Genomic DNA, 19,079 nt, shown 5'->3' with positions numbered 1-19,079 from the left:
AGTATTCGGGGCGATAATGATTGTTATAAATTAAACCCTTTTACTTGTAAAGCATTTTTAGCTAAAATATTTCCACTTTCTGCCGCTTTAACATACAGTTCGTGAGCTTTTTGAATGTTAACGCTTAAGCCTAGTAATCCTAAATAATAAGCTTCCGCTAATTCGAAAATAGCGTCAGGATGTTGCTGGTTTACGGCTGTTGTTAAATATTTAAAAGCATTTTTCGTATCTGTAAGGCAATAATAATATACTTTATAAGCTTGATACGACCCTTCTGAATTATCTTTTTCTGCTGCTAATAAAAACCATTTCAAGGCCTGGTAACAATCCTTTTCCGTGCCGTTTCCTTCTCCATAGAGAAGGCCCAATCCCAGTGCGCCTTCAGGGTTATCTTGTTTAACGGCCAATCGATACCATTTCATGGCCTCTACATAATCCACAGTAAGCCCCCTTCCGTAGTAATAGCAGTTGCCAAGGTGATATTGTCCTGAAGCAGAACCTTTATCGGCTGCCAGCCGGTACCATTTTATGGCTTCACCATAATTGGGTATGCCATCCAGACCCTTTTCATAAACCTTACCTATTTGAACAGAGGCATTTAATTCTCCTCGTTCATACGCTTCTTTATACCATTTTAAGGCCTCAGTGTAACTGCTGGCTACGCCGTAGCCATATTCGTGCATAAGCCCTAATTGAAGCATTCCTCTGGCATTTCCGCTTTTTGCCGACTTCTTATACCAAGTTAAGGCTTCAACGTAATTTTTATTGACACCCAAGCCATCTTTAAACAAATCGCCCAGGTAGGAATAGATAGGAACATAGAATTGATTTGCGGCCAATTGATACCACTTTAGTGCTTCTTTGTAATCGGGTTTTACGCCCAACCCGGCTGCATACAGCTGACCTATAGAGCCCTGTGCGGTGGCGTTTCCTTGTTGAGCCGCCAACAGATACCATTTTCGTGCTTCTTCATAATTAGGATCGACACCCAGCCCGTATTGATACAAATAACCAATTGAACCCTGTGCTTCTACATGACCCATTTCGGCCGCTTTACTGAAATATTTTAACGCTTTTAGGTAATCTTTTTCGAGGCCCACACCTGCCTGGTATACATAGCCGAGATGGTTTTGGGCATCAGCGTTTCCCTGGTTAGCAGCTAATAAAATCCATTTAATCGCTTCGTTTAGATCTTTCTTTTCGCCTTTTCCATACCAGAAACACAATGATAAACTATACTGTCCCCAGCTATATCCCAGGTTGGCTGATTTTTTGAAGTTCTCAGCGGCTTTCCCGTAGTTGCCCTTCTTCCAGTATTGAATCCCGGTTTCATTAAATGAAGCTGCCAGACGCTTCCGGGGGCCTGTCAATAAACTATCACCTGAATATTGAAAGTATACTTTGCTAATTACCTCACGATGGCTCCGGCATTCAGTAGTGAACAACAAGGTAAATGGTAAAAGCAGTAGTAGATACTTGCTCTTCATAACGTTTCCCTTTAATTATATTGAACAATAACTTTATCCATGTAACTAAACAACCGGTTCTCTGCTTTCGACTCTTCTTTGCTGTCTTCAACCTCAATTGTGTCACTGCCTTTAATTTTTCGAATAACAGTCCGCAGTTTTACCAAGGTTTTTGTGTCATTAACGGGATTCGGATTGAAGGTTAAAAGGTATGTCGCCTGGAGGTTAACTGTCTTATTGAGAAATAAAAATACCTTTTTCTTTTCAGTGTATTTTTCCAAAAGGGTCATTCCCTGTTCTGAATTTCTCTTTACTTCATAAGGTGATGGACTTTTTGAAAAGGATTCCAGAAGGATTTTTAAAACCCTGGAATAAGGCTGCCGGTATTCGCGTGGAGCAAGTGAAAGTGTTGATATATAACTTTTTATTATTTCTAAATCGTTTTTGACAACTTTGTACGTACTGAGTGTATCGTGAAGAGCCTGTAATTCGCCCGACATGCCTTTCACACGAGCTTCATAGGATTGAATCAGCTTTTGATTGTTGGTAAGGGCTTCTGTTAATTTTGCAGACAGTTGCATACTGTCTACCTGTAATTTTTCGACCCGAATTACAAGCTTTCTATTTAAGGTGGAAACTGAGGAAACTCTGTATTTTATTTTTTTCGAATACCTCGATAAGCGTTGGTTTTCTTTTTGAAAATGGTCAAGCTTTTTGGCAAGTACTCCGATTTCGGACGAATTATCGCTGCTGGTAGAAGGTGCTTGTGCCCGGGAGGTATACGAGATCAAAAAAAATACAGAAAGGAGTAGAGAAAGTTTATTCATAAACTGGAGGTGCAAACAGTTGCTTTTAATAGTTGGAGGAATTTCGTTTGTTTAAACAGGGTAGAGCGTTATATCAATACAAAACGCAGAACCATAATTCATCATCAGGTTTTTCATAAACCCCGTCGGTCATCTGGTAAAATAATAGCAAGCAGGTTTTTAAACCCAGCCCAATAGAATTGATAATTAACAGACAAAAAAATATGTATTAACAGATTTCGAAATTGACCTCTGCTGGAAAGACTATTTAACTTTTAATGATTTATTAAGAATTTTTTGTAAATAGTCATACTTAATATTAACAATGTACAACTATTGAGAACTTTTTTGCCTTGTACTCAGGTGTAAATTACTCATGGTGCAATGATAATATTTTTTTTAAATTTATTCCAACCTGTTTAACAGACAAATTTAGAAAAATTGCCAGTATTTTTTCTGAGTACTACTACTAAGTATGGATCGTTCAGATTGTTTCAGCCATTTTAGACTTTATAAATCAATTTAGGTGATTGTTATAAAAAATTGTTTGGCTAACCAATAATTTGGTCATAAACAAAAAAGCCCGGTCTTTTGGCCGGGCTTTTTCATGATCAATCCATATCAGTGGAAGAAGTCTTTCATTTTATCGAAGAACCCTTTTTCGTTCTTTCCCGGTTTGGGATGGAAGTTCGGCGAGTTTCGCAGTCGTTCCAGAATGCTGCGTTCTTCGGAGCTGAGCGTTTTTGGCGTCCAGATGTTGATGTGGATGAGTTGATCACCACGTCCGTAGCCATTCAGTTCCTTGATGCCTTTGCCTTTCAGACGGAGGATTTTACCGCCCTGCGTACCCGGTTCGAGTGTAATCCGGGCGCGACCGTCGATCGTTGGTACTTCCACGGACGTTCCTAACGTGGCATCGACGAAGTTGACGTGCAAATCGAAAACCACGTTGTTGCCGTCGCGTTTCAGGTTGTCGTCTTCTTCTTCTTCCACCACAATCAGCAAATCCCCGGCCACGCCCCCGCGCGGAGGAACGTTTCCTTTGCCGGTTACCGAAAGCTGAATGCCTTCGGCCACGCCCGCCGGAATTTTAATGGGAATAACGTCTTCCTGCAACAGACGGCCTTCGCCAAAACAGGTGTCGCAACGATCGGTGACCATTTTACCTTCGCCATTACAGGTCGGGCAGGTGCTGGTCGAAACCATCTGACCCAGCATCGTATTGACCACTTTCCGGACCTGACCGGAGCCGTTACAGGTGTTACAGGTCGTGACAGCAGTGCCGTTTTTGGAACCGTTACCACCACAGGTCGTACAGGAAACGTGGCGTTTTACCTTTATTTTTTTCTCGACACCGTTGGCGATTTCCTGCAGGTTCAGCTTCAGTTTAATCCGCAAATCCGAACCGCGCCGGACGCGCCGGCCCTGCTGCTGACCACCCCGGCCGAAGAAACTGCCAAAGGGGCTGTCGTCGCCGAAAATATCGCCGAACTGCGAGAAAATATCGTCCATCGACTGGCCACCACCACCCGCGCCATTCATGCCGGCGTGTCCAAACTGATCGTAGCGCGCTTTTTTCTGCGGATCGCTCAACACATCGTAGGCTTCGGCGGCTTCCTTGAATTTGTCTTCGGCGGTAGGATCGTCCGGATTTTTGTCGGGGTGGTGTTTGATCGCCATCTTCCGGTAGGCTTTTTTGACTTCTTCCGGCGAAGCGTTTTTGTCGACCCCTAATACTTCGTAATAATCTCGTTTCGTAGCCATGTATCGTTCGTTGAAAAACGAGTAGACTGAACGGGGAGGGGCGGGTAGCCGTCCTGTTCAGTCTACTCGTTCTAGCTTATCGTTATCGTTCAGGAGCCTAAAATCACTTTTGCAAACCGGATCACTTTGTCATTCAGAAGATATCCTTTTTCCGTTTCATCCATGATTTTTCCTTTCAGATCGTCGCTGGGAGCCGGAAACTGGGTAATGGCCTCGTGCAGATCCGGGTTGAAAACCTGGCCCAGCGAGTCCATCGGCTTTACGCCTTTGGATTCCAGAACTTTATAAAATTTATTGAAGATCAGTTTCACCCCGGCTTTCAGCGCTTCGACATCCGATGTGCTTTCAGCCGATTTCAACGCCCGTTCGAAATCGTCGAGAACCGGCAGTAAGGCCACCAGCAACCCCTCATTGGCGTTGGAGATCAGGTCGATTTTTTCTTTGGCCGTGCGCCGACGGAAATTTTCAAAATCGGCATACAGGCGGAGGTATTTATCCTTTAAATCAGTCAGTTCAACACTAACTTTATCGAATTCGGTAATTACCTGCTCGCCTGTTGCACCAGATTCGATGTCGTCCGACGTATTGTCAGTCGGAGCTTCCGAAACGACACTGGCTTCATGGGCGGTATTGTCAGGTTGCTGCGTCGTTTCCTGCTCTTCGGTATTAAAAGTTTCTTTATTTTCCATACGCTTGGTTGTATTTCGTCGCCACCACATAGTACCCGAGAAAGTCGCAAATTAGTTGCCAATTTTCAGAATACTGACAAGATGGCATTTTTATTCGTGGGCCGGGCCTGTTAAATTTGACAGGAAACCCGGTAAGGTGTCAGTTTCGGTATGAATAAAACCCCGGAATTGCTGCCTGGGGTTCAACCCGACTATGATTTCAGTGATCCAAAAACATACCCGCTTGCTCAAAGCCAAAGCCGCCGAACTGGGCTTCGATTTCTGCGGAGTTTCCAGGGCCGAATTTCTGGAAGAAGAAGCCCCGCGGCTGGAAGCGTGGCTCAACCGGCAGATGCACGGCAAGATGGGTTATATGGCCAACCACTTCGACAAACGGCTCGATCCCCGGCTTTTGGTGGACGGGGCCAAGTCGGTGGTGACGGTTTTGCTGAACTACTACCCCGAAAAAACCGTAGCGCAGGAAGAAGGCGGGTACAAAATCTCTAAATATGCATACGGCACGGATTATCACTTTGTTATCAAGGATAAGTTGAAGGAATTACTGGGTTTTGTGCATGAAGAAATCGGCGATGTCAACGGACGGTTTTTTGTCGATTCGGCCCCGGTGATGGACAAAGTCTGGGCCAAACGCAGCGGCCTGGGCTGGGTCGGTAAACACACCAATCTGATTACCCGGGATACGGGTAGTTTTGTCTTCATCGGTGAACTGATTCTGGATCTGGAACTGGTAGCCGACGGCCCCATCGCCGATTATTGTGGCACCTGCACCCGCTGCATCGACGCCTGCCCAACCGACGCCATTACCGATCCATATGTCGTGGACGGCAGCAAGTGCATTTCCTATTTCACCATCGAACTGAAAGACGCCATCCCGGACGAGGTAGAAGGGAAATTTGAAAACTGGATTTTCGGCTGCGACATTTGTCAGGATGTTTGTCCCTGGAACCGGTTTTCCCGCCCCCACACGACCCCGGCGTTTGACCCAAATCCGGCTTTGGCGGAATTTACAAGGAGCGATTGGGAGGAAATCACGCAGGACATTTTTCAGGAGATTTTCCGCCGGTCGGCCGTCAAACGAACGAAACTGGAAGGATTAAAACGGAATATTTCGTTTGTGAAAACGGGTGAATAGTACATAGCCCGAAGGGCTTTCATACACTAGCCCCGCACACCGTGCGGGGTTTATCCACGCACACCCATAATTGTTGATTGTTCCAACCGCGTATCACCATTGATTGTGATTGGTCCAATGGGGATACCGCCCCCCCGCACGGTGTGCGGGGCTAGTGTATGGAAGCCCTTCGGGCTATTTCAGGGGTATCGCCAGCGTCACCGTTTGCTGGTTTCGAATAACCGTAATATCGAGACGGCCCGTCCAGTTGACCTGTTGCTGAATCGCGATCAGCCGACCGAGGTTGGGCGTCTCTTCCTGATTCGCCGTTCTGATCACGTCACCGGGTTTCAGCCCCGAGGTTTCGAGCAGACTACCTGTAGGAATAACCACCACAATAACGCCTTTTTCGTCCGGCAAACCAAAGGCTGAACGGTCGCCTAAACCGCGCACGTTGCGGAGGGAAGCCCCCAGCCAGGTCATTTCCTGCACCGATTCTTCAAACCGGCTGTCCAGCAAAACCGGCAGCCTGGGTGAGCGGGCTAAGGCACGCAAAGCCGGTTTTTGAACCCCAAACTGGTTCATCGGAAAATTCTGAAAGCCGGTTTTTAAAGCCGGACTCGTGGCGCTGACCTGATAATTCCCTTTATCAGGCTGAACAAAAAACGGGTCACCATAAGCGCTGTGAAGGTCAGTTCCGTCCTTTTGCGCTTTTTGCAAGGCCGTCTGATCCAGAAAAAGATTCGCATCCACTTCCTGGCCCCACTCTTTGATGCCAATGGGCGCATAGGGCCGCATGGCGATGTTTTTTCGGAAGACGTCACCACTGTTGGCGAACCAGACGTGCGGGTGAAACGAGTTGTTAATCAAGATGTTATTTTCGGCGATGCGGTAAAAACCTTCCCGGAATTTCAGACCGCCATTCAGCAGAACGTTGTTGTAAATGTGGTAATTGCTGCTGCCGTCGTCCAGGTCGATGTCCCAGCCGTGGTCGCAGCGAAACCGGTTGTTGCGGATGATGGTGGTTTTCTGGGCATCCAGCCGAATGAGTTCCGGGTGAACGGCCACCAGACTGTCCATGGTCTGCCGATTAGGGTGCCAGAACCGGTCGCGGCCCCAGGAGTTGAACGCACCGTGATCGCCCGTTTCCAGAACCGTATCGAAGACATCGTTAAACTCCAAAAGGTGGCCGCCCCAGGTGCCGTCGCCGATGTTGATCCCGGCGCGAGGCACCTGATAAATCGTGTTGTGCCGAACAATAATCCCGGACGCCATTGCAATTTCCACGCCCGCCGACTGTTTTTCGATCTGCCCAATGTCGTGAATCAGGTTATCGGCAGCCACACATGCGGACGGAAACCGGTTATTTTTCGGCCCCGGTGTCAAATCCATCTGGCCGTACGGAACAAACTTTTCATACCGAAAAGCCGGAGAACGCACGGCCGATGAATCGCCCACGAAGCTGATGGCACTCGCTCCGATGTGGTGAAAATGACAACCTGCAACGGCCGATTTCTGGTTGTAACGACTGAACATCAGTGCATTGCCACCCAGATCAGCAAACGCGCAGTCTTCGATCCGGCAGTTTTCGGTATTCTCCAGATACACCGCGGCACCCCGGTACAGCATCCAGTCGCTCCGCAGCAGCGGCTCATACGGTTCCATGAACGTCCGTTCCGCATTCACAAATCGGATGCCCTGAATGCGAACCTGTTTCACCGGTTTTTCCAGTGTTCCTCTTAATTCGATCAGGCTTTTCAGGTGAGAAACCGCCACGGTGGCGGTTCCGGGATTAACACCCGGGAGCGGAATCAGGTGCAGGAGTTGGGTCTTTTTGTCGTAAAACCATTCGCCCGGCGCGTCCAGTTCTTCGAAAATATTCTCGACAAACCGCTCGGTTTTGTGCAGCGGAGCGGGGCGGTTATTCTGCCAGCCGCCTTCTTGTTGCAGTTGCCCGCCCGATTTTCCGGTTATCCGGTAATGAAAATCGCCCCATTCGCCCTGGTGCAGCGCATGAATAAAACCGCCTTCGGGCGACTTCCACCGGCTGATCCGTTGTTGGCTCAGGGCGTCGGCCGCTGTGCCGTTGAAGACCCGTGCTTTGGCGTCATCATTCGGATATCGCGCCAGAATCTGCTTTTTCCCGTTGAGAAACAATTGTTCGAAAGCCGGGCCGTCAACGCGCGCGGTCCAGGTCGTTGCACCGGTTTTCTGCCAGCGTAGCGCCAATTTCCGACCACCACTGATTTGAACCGTTTCATTCGGATAAGCACTGATTGTCAGAATTTTTCCGTTCACGGTTTCCGGCCTGATGACCACGGTTTCGGCTAAATAATAAGAGCCTTTCCGCAGAAAAATCTGAACAGAATTGTGGGGAGCGGTTTTTACTTTTTCCAACGCTTTCGACACCGTGGCCAACGGCAACGCCATCGTTCCGGGATTGGAATCTTTTCCCGACGGAGCGATGTAAAACCGGGTTTGCGCCCGGACGGTCATCACCTGAAAGCAGAGAAAAAGCCCAATCCATCTGGTCATAAGGAGTTGATATATAGTAAAAACCGCCTGATTTTCAAGAGCGTTAATCCACTGATTCCGGCCAGTATTGCGCCATTTTCCGGCGGAGAAACGCCACACTGCGCTCCAGTTGCGCCATGCCGTCGACTCCGTCTTCGATGCTGATCCAGCCGTCGAAGCCAACGCCCTTCAAGATCGTAAAAATAGCATCATAATCATTCAGTCCCTTGCCGATTTCGCCGTGACTCAGGCGCTTGGCGTAGCCCACGGCACCGCCCTCTTCGTTGCGCAGGTCTTCGATGGTACCGGAAAGCAAAAACCGGTCGCTGGCGTGCATCGTCACCACGCGGTCCGCCACGCGGGTCAGCAACTCCAGGGGTTCTTCACCCGCCAGAAAGGTATTACTCGGATCGTAGTTCACGCCAAAGTTCGGGTCGTGGATGGCGTCGACCAACTGGCAGAACACGTCCATTTTCTGCGCAAATTCCGGGTATTCCCAGAAATCATCTTTGTAGTGGTTCTCAATGATGAGCGTAATGCCACGTTCGCGGGCGTAGGGCAAACAGGCTTCGATGCACTCAGCCGCCAGTCTCACGCCCTCATCGATCGTGAGCTCAGGCCGACGCTGGCCGGAAAGAACGCGGCAATAGGAACCGCCCAGGGCGTAGGTCATATCGATCCAGCGTTTCTGTTTGGCAATTTCGTTGGCACGGAAAGCCGGGTCGGGATGTGTAAAATCCGGGGAGCAGCACATCATCGGAATCACCTTGCCGTGTGATTCGACCTGCTGGCGAAACCGCGACCAATTGGCTTCGTCGGCCATTTCGAGAAAACCGGCGTACCACTCCAGACCGTCGATGTCGAGCTGGACGGCAAGTTCAATCCATTCAGAAACCGTCATGGTGCCGTCTTTGCAGAGGGCTTGCATAAAAGCTTTGGGAAAAGCGGCTAGTTTGGGCATTTTAATAGTGGTTTAGCGTTTTCGGTAGTCGGTTACGGTAGCTGACACGAGCTAAAACAATGCGTCAGCTACCGTAAACCAAATACCGAAAACGGTTAATTCTTTGGTGGATTTCGTCCAATGAGCGGATGTTGTTCTAAATCAACGATTTGTCCGCTGATGGGGCCGCTCTCATCGGCCAGCCAATAGACAGCCGCAGCGGCAATTTCGGCGGGCCACAAAATCCGGCCGGAGGGTGCAAAAACCGGGAGAACGTCCTTGTACCAGTCGACGGGCAGGCCTTGTTCGTGTTTGCGCCGGGCTTCATTTTCGGTTAGCACCCAGCCGGGGTTGATCTGGTTCACCCGAACGCCGTCTTCCCGGTGGAGGGTGTCGCCGAGGTTGCGGGTCAGCGTCATCAACGCGCCTTTCGACACGCTGTAGGCCATCAGATCCGGTTCTCCGCTCCAGCCGTTGACCGAGCCAATGTTCAGCACACAGCCTTTAGCTTGTTTCAGATGCGGTAAAGCTGCCTGGATCAGGGCAAACGGAGCGAGCGTGTTTACTTCCAGAATTTGCCGGAAAAACGCCAGATCGGTGGTGTGAATATTGGAAGAAGCGACCAAAGCCGCATTGTTGACCACGGCATCCAGCCGACCGAACGTCTGCACGGCAAGGGCAACCAGCCGCTCCGCAACGCCTTCAACGCTCAGGTTTTCAATGTGCAAAACGGCATTTTCGGCACCCAGTTCACGCACCACTTCCTGACCCAATTCGGACTCCAGACCGTGAATGACGACCCGGGCCCCTTCTTCGACGCAGCGTTTCGCAATGGCTTTCCCGATGCCCGTACAACTGCCGGTAACGATGATGACTTTCTCTTGTAAGCGCATGAGCTTTGCTCAGAGTATAGAGGTGAGACAAGAGAAAAAACACGACGCCGGTTTTAGTCTCACTGCTCTTGTCTCACCTCTATACTCTATTTTATACCGGTTTCAAAACGCTTTTGATCACTTCGCCGTGGTGCATTTTTTCAAAGGCTTCGTGCCATTCGGTGATGGGCCAAACGCCCCCGATGATCGGTTTGACGTCGAGCTGACCACTCGCCAGCAGCGCCAGAACGCGTTCCCAGATCGGCCAGTTGTGGCTGAAACTGCCCTGAAGCGTCACGTTTTTCTGCACCAGCGCATCCAGCGAAAAACCGAGTGGTTGGGGACCCCATCCCACTTTGGTGATGTGGCCGTTGGGGCGCACCAGTTGCAGCGCGATTTTGAGGGTAATACTGGCTCCGGCGGCATCGATGATGCAATCGGCTCCCAAACCGTCGCGTTTTTTAGCCCATTCGGTCGCATCGCCGATGATGGCTTCGCAGCCGTATTGCTGGGCGATTGCCAGACGATGACGGTCTGCTTCCAGACCAACAACCGCCACTTCGGCTCCGCAAAGCCGCGCCATGGCGGCACACAAAATACCGATGGTGCCCGGACCCAGCACGATGACGCGGTCGCCGGGTTTGATCCGCGAATTTTCAACCACGGCATTGAAGGCCACGCAACAGGGTTCGGTCAGGCAGGCTTCTTCAAACGCCAGCGAGTCTGGCACGTGGTGAAGAATGCGCATCGGTACGCGAACAAATTTGGTCATGGCACCATTAACGCCGTAGCCAAAGCCTTTGCGGGTGGGGTCCAGATTGTACAGGCCCTGCCGCGTCATGGGGTTGTTGGGATCAATGATGGCGGCCGTTTCGCTCACGACGCGGTCGCCTTCTTTCCAGCCCACCACCCGGCTTCCTACCTCGACGATGTGACCGCCAAATTCGTGACCAAGCACAACGGGGTAATTGACCGGCCAGCTATGGTCGGCGGTCCACTGGTGGAGGTCGCTGCCACAGACGCCGACGTTGGCGACTTCCAGTAACACATCGTCGTCACCAATGGTCGGTTTCGGAATTTCACGAATTTCAACCGAGCCTTTCTCGGGAGCAAAATTGACAACAGCAGCAGACTTCATTGATTTTGTGTGGTTCAAAGACCGTATAAATTATTTCTAAAACTGATTTTAAATAAGCCCCAATCAAATCGTAGGCCCGGTCCCTGAAGGGGGCTTTAATCGGCTTGCTAAAGTCGTTTGTTGATTAAAATTTAACATGAACTATGAGATTATTGACCCCAGAGGGGTCGAATGTTGATAGCAAATGGGTATTCTGAGCACTCCAGGCGTGCCGGAGGGACGCAACTAAGCCTATATTGCGTACCTCCGGCACGCCTGGAGTGCTCAGAATACCCATTTGCTATTAACATTACGTGCCGCTGGCACTTAAACAACTGAAGGCAAGGGCATAAACTCATAGTTCATGTTAAATTTTAATCAATAAGGGGCTGGAGGCATTTTTTATCTTCCAACCACCACATCGCCATAGGCGTGGATCTTTTCGCAAATTAGCCGCAACGAGCTTTCCAGATCGCCATCGGCGGTTTTGAACGAATCGGCGTCGATGGTCAGGGGCGCACCCAACACCACCAGCGGAGCGCCAAATTCCGGACAGCGAATGGCCTGTTCGAGCGAGAGTCCACCGACGGCCTGTACCGGAATCTTCACCGCCTGAACCACCTCGCGCAACTGGTCGAGCGGGCTGGGCATCCGGTGTCCCTGGGCGGCAATGCCCCGGCGTTCGTCGTAGCCGATGTGGTGAATGATGAAGTCGCAACCCAGGTCTTCGAGCCAGCGCGCTCCTTCGATCATGTCCGGACAAACCATGTTGTCACCCATTACCTGCGCACCAAAATCACGGCCAGCTTTCACAACGCATTTGATGGTTTCGGCATGCGCACGGGCCATGACCACCACGTGCGTGGCTCCGGCTTTCGCCATCATCTCGACCTCCAGGTAGCCGCCGTCCATCGTTTTCAGATCGGCAACAATCGGAACATTCGGGAACGCTTCCCGTAATTTTCGGACACCGTGCAAGCCTTCCGCCAGAATGAGCGGGGTGCCGGCTTCGAGCCAGTCGACCCCGGCGCGCATGGCCAGCGCTGCGGTTTCGAGGGCTTCATCGATGTTGGTGAGGTCGAGGGAAATTTGAACAATGGGTTTCATTAACGGGATTGAATGAAGGTTGTGTAAAAGGGGCGCTACGTACCAATAGCATTTTTTTCTCCATGACTACTCATTTTTTTGCAAAAAAGGCCACTATTCTATAAATAATTCCCTGCAAAATAGTCGGAATTGCAGACTGTGTCGTAGTATACGTGTGCGGTCAGTTGAGTAGGATCGGTTCACACCACATTTTGGAAAAAGAGCATCATGGCGTCACATTCAACGTTACTTCAAAAATTAAAAAACGGGCATAACGTCTACGGTACCTGCATCACCTCCACGGCACCCATGTGGCCGGTTACGTTGCAACGCGCCGGACTCGACTTCGTTTTTCTGGACACCGAACACATTCCACTCGACCGGGCCGAACTGGCCCGTCTGTGCCAGATTTTCCGGGCCTATCACATTACGCCCATCGTCCGCATTCCGAAACCTGATCCGTACCTGGCCTGTCAGGTGATCGATGGCGGGGCGGTGGGGGTGATTGCGCCGTATCTCGAATCGGTCGATCAGATCATCGATCTGGTGGGCGCTACAAAATACCGGCCCCTCAAAGGCGAACGACTGGCCCGGTTTCTGAGCGGAAAAGAGCAAATGCCCGATGATTTGAAGCAATACATCGACGCCCACAACGCCGGAAACATCTGCATCGCCAACATCGAAAGTGTTCCGGCGCTGGAACGGCTGGACAGCCTGCTGTCGGTGCCGGGGCTGGATGCGGTTTTCATCGGTCCCCACGATTTGTCGGTCAGTCTGGGCATTCCCGAGCAGTATGATCACCCCGATTTTGAAGCGGCTGTGCTGAAAATTATCCGAACAACGCGAAACAAGGGCCTTTCCATTGGTATTCACTTTTCGCAGTCGCCGGAACGCCAGGTGCATTGGGTGAAGCAGGGCGTCAATATCATCGTGCATAGTTTCGACGTCGCGCTGTTCGGGCAGCGGTTGCGCCACGACATCGGAAGCATCAAAAAAGCCGTCGGCGACGATGCAACGACGGATGACAGTTCTTCGCTCGTCATATAAAAGCGGGCGTCTTTTCAGTAAATTCCGGGTTTACGAACCTTCTTAACGTATGATGGATCAGATCAAATGGGGAATCATCGGTTGCGGCAATGTGACCGAAGTCAAAAGCGGCCCGGCTTTTAATAAAGTGCCCAATTCGTCGCTGGTGGCGGTGATGCGGAGAGATGGCGAACTGGCCGCCGATTATGCCATGCGCCACGGCGTGCCGCGCTGGTACGACGATGTGGACGACCTGATCAACGACCCGGAGGTCAACGCCATTTACATTGCCACGCCCCCGGATGTGCACACCGATTATGCCATTCGCGCCATGCGGACGGGAAAACCGGTTTACATCGAAAAACCAATGGCCCGGAACTGGGAAGAATGCGACGCCATCAACCAGATGGGGCAGGAGACCGGTTTACCGGTTTTTGTCGCCTTTTACCGCCGGTCGTTGCCCTACTTTCTGAAGGTGAAAGAACTGATCGATCAGAAGGTGATTGGCGACATCCGGCTGGTTAACATTCAGTTGCACTGGCAGCCCTATGCGGAAGAAGTGGGGCCGGATGCGAAACCCCGCTGGCGGGTTTTTCCGGAAATCTCCGGCGGTGGTCATTTCCACGATTTGGCATCACACCAGTTCGATTTTCTGGAATTTGCGCTGGGACCAGTCAAAACCGCCCGTGGAATGGCCCGAAATCAGGCCGGACTCTACAACGCCGACGACATCGTGATCGCCAACTTTGAGTTCGAATCGGGTGTTCTCGGCACCGGAAGCTGGTGTTATACCGTGAACAAAGAACAGCGCATCGACGAAGCGCAACTGATTGGCTCTGAGGGAAAAATTACGTTCCATTTCTTCGAGAAATTTACCATCAAAGTCGAAACGGCCGCCGGGGTGGAGGAATATAATCTGCCCTATCCGCCCCACGTTCAACAGCCCCTGATCGAGACCATTGTTCAGCAATTGCGGGGTGAAGGCCAGTCGCCGAGCTCGGGCGAAACCGGAGCGCGGGCCAACTTGATCATGGATTGGATTACAGCGAAGTGATCAGCCTATACACTCGGCATCGGCAATTTTCAGGGCTTCGGAAATGATCGCCAATCCGTCGTCGATCTGCTCGCGGGTCACACAAAGGGGAGGAGCCAGGAAGACGAGATTCCACCGCACGAAGGTGTAGAGGCCCAGTTCGCGCAATTTGGCGGCTACGTTGTTCATGACGACCATTTCAGACGGTCTGGCGTTAAACGGAGCCATCGGTTCTTTGGTCGAGCGGTTTTTGACCAGTTCCAGGCAACCCAGCAAGCCGGTATTCCGGAAGTCGCCAATGGAAACGTGTTTCGTCTTGAGTTCTTCTACGCGCTCCTCCATGTATTTCCCCATCGTCACGGTGTTCTCGATGAGGTGATCGTCTTCATAAATTTTGATCACCTCCAGTGCAGCCGCGCACGGAACCGGATGGGCAGAGTAGGTGAGTCCCAGGGGCAGCATCGCATCGTCGTAGCGGGCGGCAATTTTATCGGAAACCATCAGCACACCCAGCGGCAAATAACCGGCGGTCACGCCTTTGGCCAGCGCCATCAGATCCGGAACGATGCCGGCATGATCGACGCCAAACCATTTTCCGGTGCGGCCAAAACCGCTCATGACTTCGTCGATAATCAATAGGATACCGTATTGATCGCAGATTTTCCGGACTTCGACCAGATAACCGTCCGGGTATTTCAGACAGCCGGACGTGCCTGATTCACCTTCCAGCATGATCGCGGCAATGTTGTCGGGGCCTTCGTAGCCAATGATGCGTTCCAGTTGCGCCACCGATTCGGGCAGCAGCGTTTCCGGCGCGTGGGGCCAGCGGTAGGCATTCGGAATGTCGATGTGAACAAAATTCGGGGCCTGCTGCGAGTCGACCGGTAGTTTGCGGGGATCACCACCCGCCGAAAAGACGCCATAGGAAGCCCCGTGAAAGGATTGATAGCGGGTCAGAATCTTATGCCGACCGGTATACAACCGGGCCAGTTTGATGGCATTTTCATTAGCCGTGGCTCCGCAAACCGTAAAAAAAGCCTTGTTCAAATCGCCGGGACAAATTTCAGCCAGTTTTTTGCCCAGTTCCCCGCGCACTTTGGTTACGCAACTGGGCGTAACGTAACTCACCTGTTGCATCTGGCGAACTACGGCTTCCGTAACCCGCTGATTCCCATGGCCGATGTTGACGTTCATCAGGCCCGATGAAAAATCAAGATACCGGGTGCCGTCGTAATCATAAAGATAAACCCCCTCGCCCCGCTCGATGCTCAGGGGGCTGAGTCCTTTCTGTTTTGACCACGAAAAGAGGGTGTAATCAAAGTTATTCCGGAGAATTTCGTCTCTTTCTTCCTGCGAAACGGTGGCGAAATCAGCGATCATGAGGGGTATGGATATACATGGGAAATGATCGGTTAACTCATCCAGTTGACGCCCGCTTCGGCGTTCCACTTGGTGGTGATTTTTTTGAGTTTGGTCCAGAATTCGATCGAGCTTTTGCCGGTAATGTCCAGCGCCCCAAACTTCGATTCATTCCAGCCGCCGAACGAAAACGGCTCGCGCGGAACCGGCACCCCGATGTTGATGCCCACCATGCCGGTGCTGGCTCTTTCGGCTACGTAACTGGCGGCACTGCCGTTTTGGGTAAAGACACCGGTGGCATTGCCGTAGGGATTGCTGTTTTCAATGGCCAGGGCTTCCGATACGGTTTGGGTGCGAACAATCGCCAGAACCGGCCCGAACACCTCTTCCCGGGCAATGGCCATATCCGCCGTTACGTTGTCGATGATCGTGGGGCCGACATAATAACCGGCTTCTTTCCCGGAAACAACGGTATTTCTACCGTCGACCCGTATACGAGCACCCAGATTTTCGGCTTCCGTGATGTAGTTTTCGATCCGCTCTCTGGCCTGCTGGCTGATGACGGCGCCCAGGTTCTGGCCCGGAACCACCTTCTGTGCTTCTTGGCAAATCTGGTCGACAATGTGGTCGACTTCGCCAACGCCGAGCATGATGGAGGCCGCCATACACCGCTGTCCGCAGCAACCCGTGACGGAAGCCACAATATTGGATGCTGTCATATCCGGAACGGCATCGGGCAACACGATCAGGTGGTTTTTGGCTCCCCCCAGCGCCAGCACGCGTTTCAGACTGGCCGTGCCGCGGGTGTAAACCAGTTTGGCTACTTTGGTCGAACCGACAAACGAAATGGCCGCAATGTCCGGGTGATCGCAAATCGCTTCCACGATCGTTTTATCGCCGTTGACAACGTTGAAAACGCCATCGGGCAAACCGGCTTCTTTCAGCAGGGCGGCAATGCGCATGACACTCAGCGGCACCTGCTCCGACGGTTTGATCACCATTGTATTCCCCAATACCAGCGCGTTCGGAATCGTCCAGTGGGGCACCATGCTCGGGAAATTGAACGGAACGATGCTGGCGACGACACCCAGCGGATACCGTTCGCTGCGGCACTCGACACCCCGGCTGACTTCCAGCACTTCGCCACCGATCATCTGGGGCAATGAACAGGCAAACTCGGTCAGTTCGATGCTCTTGTCAATTTCGGCCCGGGCTTCGATCAACGTTTTTCCACCTTCTTCACAGATCAGTTCGGAAAGCGCACGGCTGTTTTTCTTCAGCAAATTCATGTATTCGTAAAACACCTGAACGCGCTCCTTGATCGGGATGGCCGACCAAAGCGGAAAGGCAGTTTTGGCCGCCTGCACGGCCTGATCCAGGGTTTCGGCGGTACTCAGCGGAACCGTGGAGAGCAGCGAGCCATCCAACGGTGAAATCACTTCCAGATACGGATCATCAGGGAAATCGACAAAATGTCCATTGATGAATTGCTGCACTTTCGGATATTTTAACGTGAGCGTATCCATGCTTTCCAGAACGGTTAAAGGGCAGAAAAGTCTACAACAGTAAATATTACAACTAATTGAAGAATAAAGCAAAATTTCGGCCAGATATGACGAGAGAGGTAAGAGCATAGAAATGAGCGGTGAGAAGAAAGAGCTTAACAATCGACTCCTTATTCTCAACGGTCCGCCGTCGCGGTTCTCCATTCTATTTGCTTTATTTTACCCTGAAAATCCGGTGGGCTACGTAGGTTTGCCCAAACTGATCGGTCGTTCGGACCGTGATTCGGTGGGTTCCCGGCAGCAGGTTTTTCGGCATAGCGCCCCGCCAGATGTGATTGGATAGCTCCGGCTCGTCCATTTTCCAGCCCAAAATCTTTTCGACTTTGGTACCGTCAACGGTGGCGTCGAGGTAAGGGTCTAACTGATGCATGGCTGCAACGGCAGGGTCGCGCGAGGGGGTAAATGTGAGCGGAATCCAGTTGGTTTGCCCGGCAAGTTGCATCTCCACCTTTGAGCGGGCCGAACCGGCAAACACGTTGACGACAAGGTGGGTCGTGTCCCAGGCGGTTTGGGCTTGCTCATCCGGCAGGTAGATATTCATCTGGTAATCAGCCGGTCGGCGGGCGGCTTTGAAACGGATGGCATACTGATTGCCGTCAAAGTTCAGCAGGGAATAGCCGTTGGGTGCGCCGTCGTTCATGGTCGCGTGTGGGATTCCCGTTTCGTCTTTTACTCCCGCCCACCAGCTTCCGCAAACCGTTGCGTTGATGAAATGGTGGTGCGGTTTGGCGCCCGTCCAACCCCATTTCTCGTCCACGAAAAGGTGCGCCATCGTGTGCGTATGGCCGGAAATGGAAAAGAGATGGGGGCGGTTTTCGATGATCTTGAATAACTCCTTCCGGTTGTCGCAAATCACAATTGGCGCGTGCATCACCAGTACGACCAGCTTGTTTTCCGGTACATGGGAAAGGTAATTGCGGACAAAATCGAACTGCGATTCGACAAAGTGCGCTTTGTACTTTCCGTCCGGGTTGAAATAAATATTTTTCAGCACGATAAACGCCACCTGACTGTACTCGAAGGCATATGAACTCGGGCCATAAAACCGCTCGAACGTTTCGTCACTAAACCGGTCGTCGGTGGCACCCCGGTTAAAATCGTGGTTGCCGAAGGTCGTATACCAGGGGATGCCAATGTGGGCAATACCGGCGTTGATCGGGGCAAACAGATTCGGATCATCGGCGACGATATCACCGAGGGAAAGGCCAAATTTAGCCGACGTTCCGATGCACTCTTCCACCACATCGTGCAGGACGTAGTTCACTTCGGTCATGCCCCGGGCCTGCGGATCACCGAACAACAGGGCCGAAAACTGCTTTTCCTCTTTCTGCGGCCAGAGCGGAAAATCGATGGATTCCGGCAAGGGCCCGGTGGGTGCAACGCCTTCCGTCCGGGTGGTCGGCGAACCCTTGGGTTTGTGCAGGTAAGCATGCTGCGGAATCTGGTCGCCGTTGACCGGAACGCCAAAACCGGCGGGTTTGATGACGAAAAAACCGGTATCGTCACCCGCCGGAAGGCGCCAGTTGCCAGACTTGTCGGTTGTCGTTACTTCCCGACCATTCGATACGCAGACGTTGGCCAGTCCGGGTTCGTTTTTGTCGCGGATGCGGTTTTTGTTGAGGTCGTTGTACACCGTTCCGGTGGCGGTGGTTTGGGCGTTGACAAATGGCGTCAGCAGTAGCAAAAGGGCGGAAACCGTCAGGATAGAGTTCATCGCATTAAGGTAATTAA

Annotated in this window: 15 protein-coding genes; 3 read left to right on the top strand and 12 right to left on the bottom strand. The window is 51.6% G+C overall.

Translation table 11 applies throughout. The features are described from left to right. Positions 1–23: 23 nt before the first annotated feature. The 4 genes from FH871_RS15140 to FH871_RS15125 form a co-directional block, all read right to left on the bottom strand. Positions 24–1,487, bottom strand: a complete 1,464-nt coding sequence (locus FH871_RS15140; RefSeq protein ID WP_138992258.1) for a tetratricopeptide repeat protein — start codon at positions 1,485–1,487, stop codon at positions 24–26. An 11-nt stretch (positions 1,488–1,498) separates the two neighbouring features. Further along, positions 1,499–2,293, bottom strand: coding sequence for a hypothetical protein (locus FH871_RS15135; protein ID WP_138992257.1), 795 nt, complete (start codon positions 2,291–2,293; stop codon positions 1,499–1,501). Between the two features lie 600 nt (positions 2,294–2,893). Next, positions 2,894–4,036, bottom strand: coding sequence for a molecular chaperone DnaJ (dnaJ, locus tag FH871_RS15130; protein ID WP_138992256.1), 1,143 nt, complete (start codon positions 4,034–4,036; stop codon positions 2,894–2,896). A gap of 89 nt (positions 4,037–4,125) precedes the next feature. Then, positions 4,126–4,725, bottom strand: a complete 600-nt coding sequence (locus FH871_RS15125; RefSeq protein WP_138992255.1) for a nucleotide exchange factor GrpE — start codon at positions 4,723–4,725, stop codon at positions 4,126–4,128. Positions 4,726–4,918: 193 nt separating this feature from the next. On the opposite strand from FH871_RS15125, the gene queG reads away from it, so the two are divergent. Further along, positions 4,919–5,857 carry a tRNA epoxyqueuosine(34) reductase QueG gene (queG, locus tag FH871_RS15120; protein WP_138992254.1) on the top strand — a complete coding sequence of 313 codons (939 nt, stop codon included), beginning with the start codon at positions 4,919–4,921 and terminating at the stop codon, positions 5,855–5,857. Positions 5,858–6,031: 174 nt separating this feature from the next. On the opposite strand, the gene FH871_RS15115 is transcribed toward queG, so the two are convergent. The 5 genes from FH871_RS15115 to FH871_RS15095 all read right to left on the bottom strand — a co-directional run bounded on the left by FH871_RS15115 (position 6,032) and on the right by FH871_RS15095 (position 12,386). Then, positions 6,032–8,371, bottom strand: a complete 2,340-nt coding sequence (locus FH871_RS15115) for a right-handed parallel beta-helix repeat-containing protein (protein WP_138992253.1) — start codon at positions 8,369–8,371, stop codon at positions 6,032–6,034. A gap of 43 nt (positions 8,372–8,414) precedes the next feature. Continuing rightward, positions 8,415–9,311, bottom strand: a complete 897-nt coding sequence (locus tag FH871_RS15110; protein ID WP_138992252.1) for a sugar phosphate isomerase/epimerase — start codon at positions 9,309–9,311, stop codon at positions 8,415–8,417. A 95-nt stretch (positions 9,312–9,406) separates the two neighbouring features. Further along, on the bottom strand, positions 9,407–10,183 hold the full coding sequence (locus FH871_RS15105; RefSeq protein WP_138992251.1) for an SDR family NAD(P)-dependent oxidoreductase: 777 nt from the start codon (positions 10,181–10,183) through the stop codon (positions 9,407–9,409). A gap of 91 nt (positions 10,184–10,274) precedes the next feature. After that, positions 10,275–11,300 carry a zinc-binding dehydrogenase gene (locus FH871_RS15100; RefSeq protein ID WP_138992250.1) on the bottom strand — a complete coding sequence of 342 codons (1,026 nt, stop codon included), beginning with the start codon at positions 11,298–11,300 and terminating at the stop codon, positions 10,275–10,277. A gap of 381 nt (positions 11,301–11,681) precedes the next feature. Next, positions 11,682–12,386 carry an orotidine 5'-phosphate decarboxylase / HUMPS family protein gene (locus FH871_RS15095; RefSeq protein ID WP_114407856.1) on the bottom strand — a complete coding sequence of 235 codons (705 nt, stop codon included), beginning with the start codon at positions 12,384–12,386 and terminating at the stop codon, positions 11,682–11,684. Positions 12,387–12,593: 207 nt separating this feature from the next. Between FH871_RS15095 and FH871_RS15090 the strand changes: the two genes are divergently transcribed. Next, positions 12,594–13,412, top strand: a complete 819-nt coding sequence (locus FH871_RS15090) for an HpcH/HpaI aldolase/citrate lyase family protein (protein WP_138992249.1) — start codon at positions 12,594–12,596, stop codon at positions 13,410–13,412. A gap of 52 nt (positions 13,413–13,464) precedes the next feature. Further along, positions 13,465–14,445 carry a Gfo/Idh/MocA family protein gene (locus FH871_RS15085; protein WP_138992466.1) on the top strand — a complete coding sequence of 327 codons (981 nt, stop codon included), beginning with the start codon at positions 13,465–13,467 and terminating at the stop codon, positions 14,443–14,445. On the opposite strand, the gene FH871_RS15080 is transcribed toward FH871_RS15085, so the two are convergent. The 3 genes from FH871_RS15080 to FH871_RS15070 all read right to left on the bottom strand — a co-directional run bounded on the left by FH871_RS15080 (position 14,446) and on the right by FH871_RS15070 (position 19,062). Continuing rightward, entirely contained in the window at positions 14,446–15,804 is a 1,359-nt protein-coding gene (locus tag FH871_RS15080) for an aminotransferase class III-fold pyridoxal phosphate-dependent enzyme (protein ID WP_138992248.1), read from the bottom strand. Between the two features lie 32 nt (positions 15,805–15,836). After that, on the bottom strand, positions 15,837–17,309 hold the full coding sequence (locus FH871_RS15075) for a CoA-acylating methylmalonate-semialdehyde dehydrogenase (RefSeq protein WP_138992247.1): 1,473 nt from the start codon (positions 17,307–17,309) through the stop codon (positions 15,837–15,839). Between the two features lie 193 nt (positions 17,310–17,502). Next, the gene (locus tag FH871_RS15070) at positions 17,503–19,062 is read right to left on the bottom strand and encodes a calcineurin-like phosphoesterase family protein (RefSeq protein WP_138992246.1); all 1,560 of its coding nucleotides are present in this window, start codon (positions 19,060–19,062) and stop codon (positions 17,503–17,505) included. Positions 19,063–19,079 lie beyond the last annotated feature (17 nt).

Source organism: Larkinella sp. C7 (genome assembly GCF_006149005.1).
Taxonomy (GTDB): domain Bacteria; phylum Bacteroidota; class Bacteroidia; order Cytophagales; family Spirosomataceae; genus Larkinella.
The sequence above is the reverse complement of the archived record's forward strand: the minus strand, read 5'-3'. Positions and strand labels throughout refer to the sequence as shown.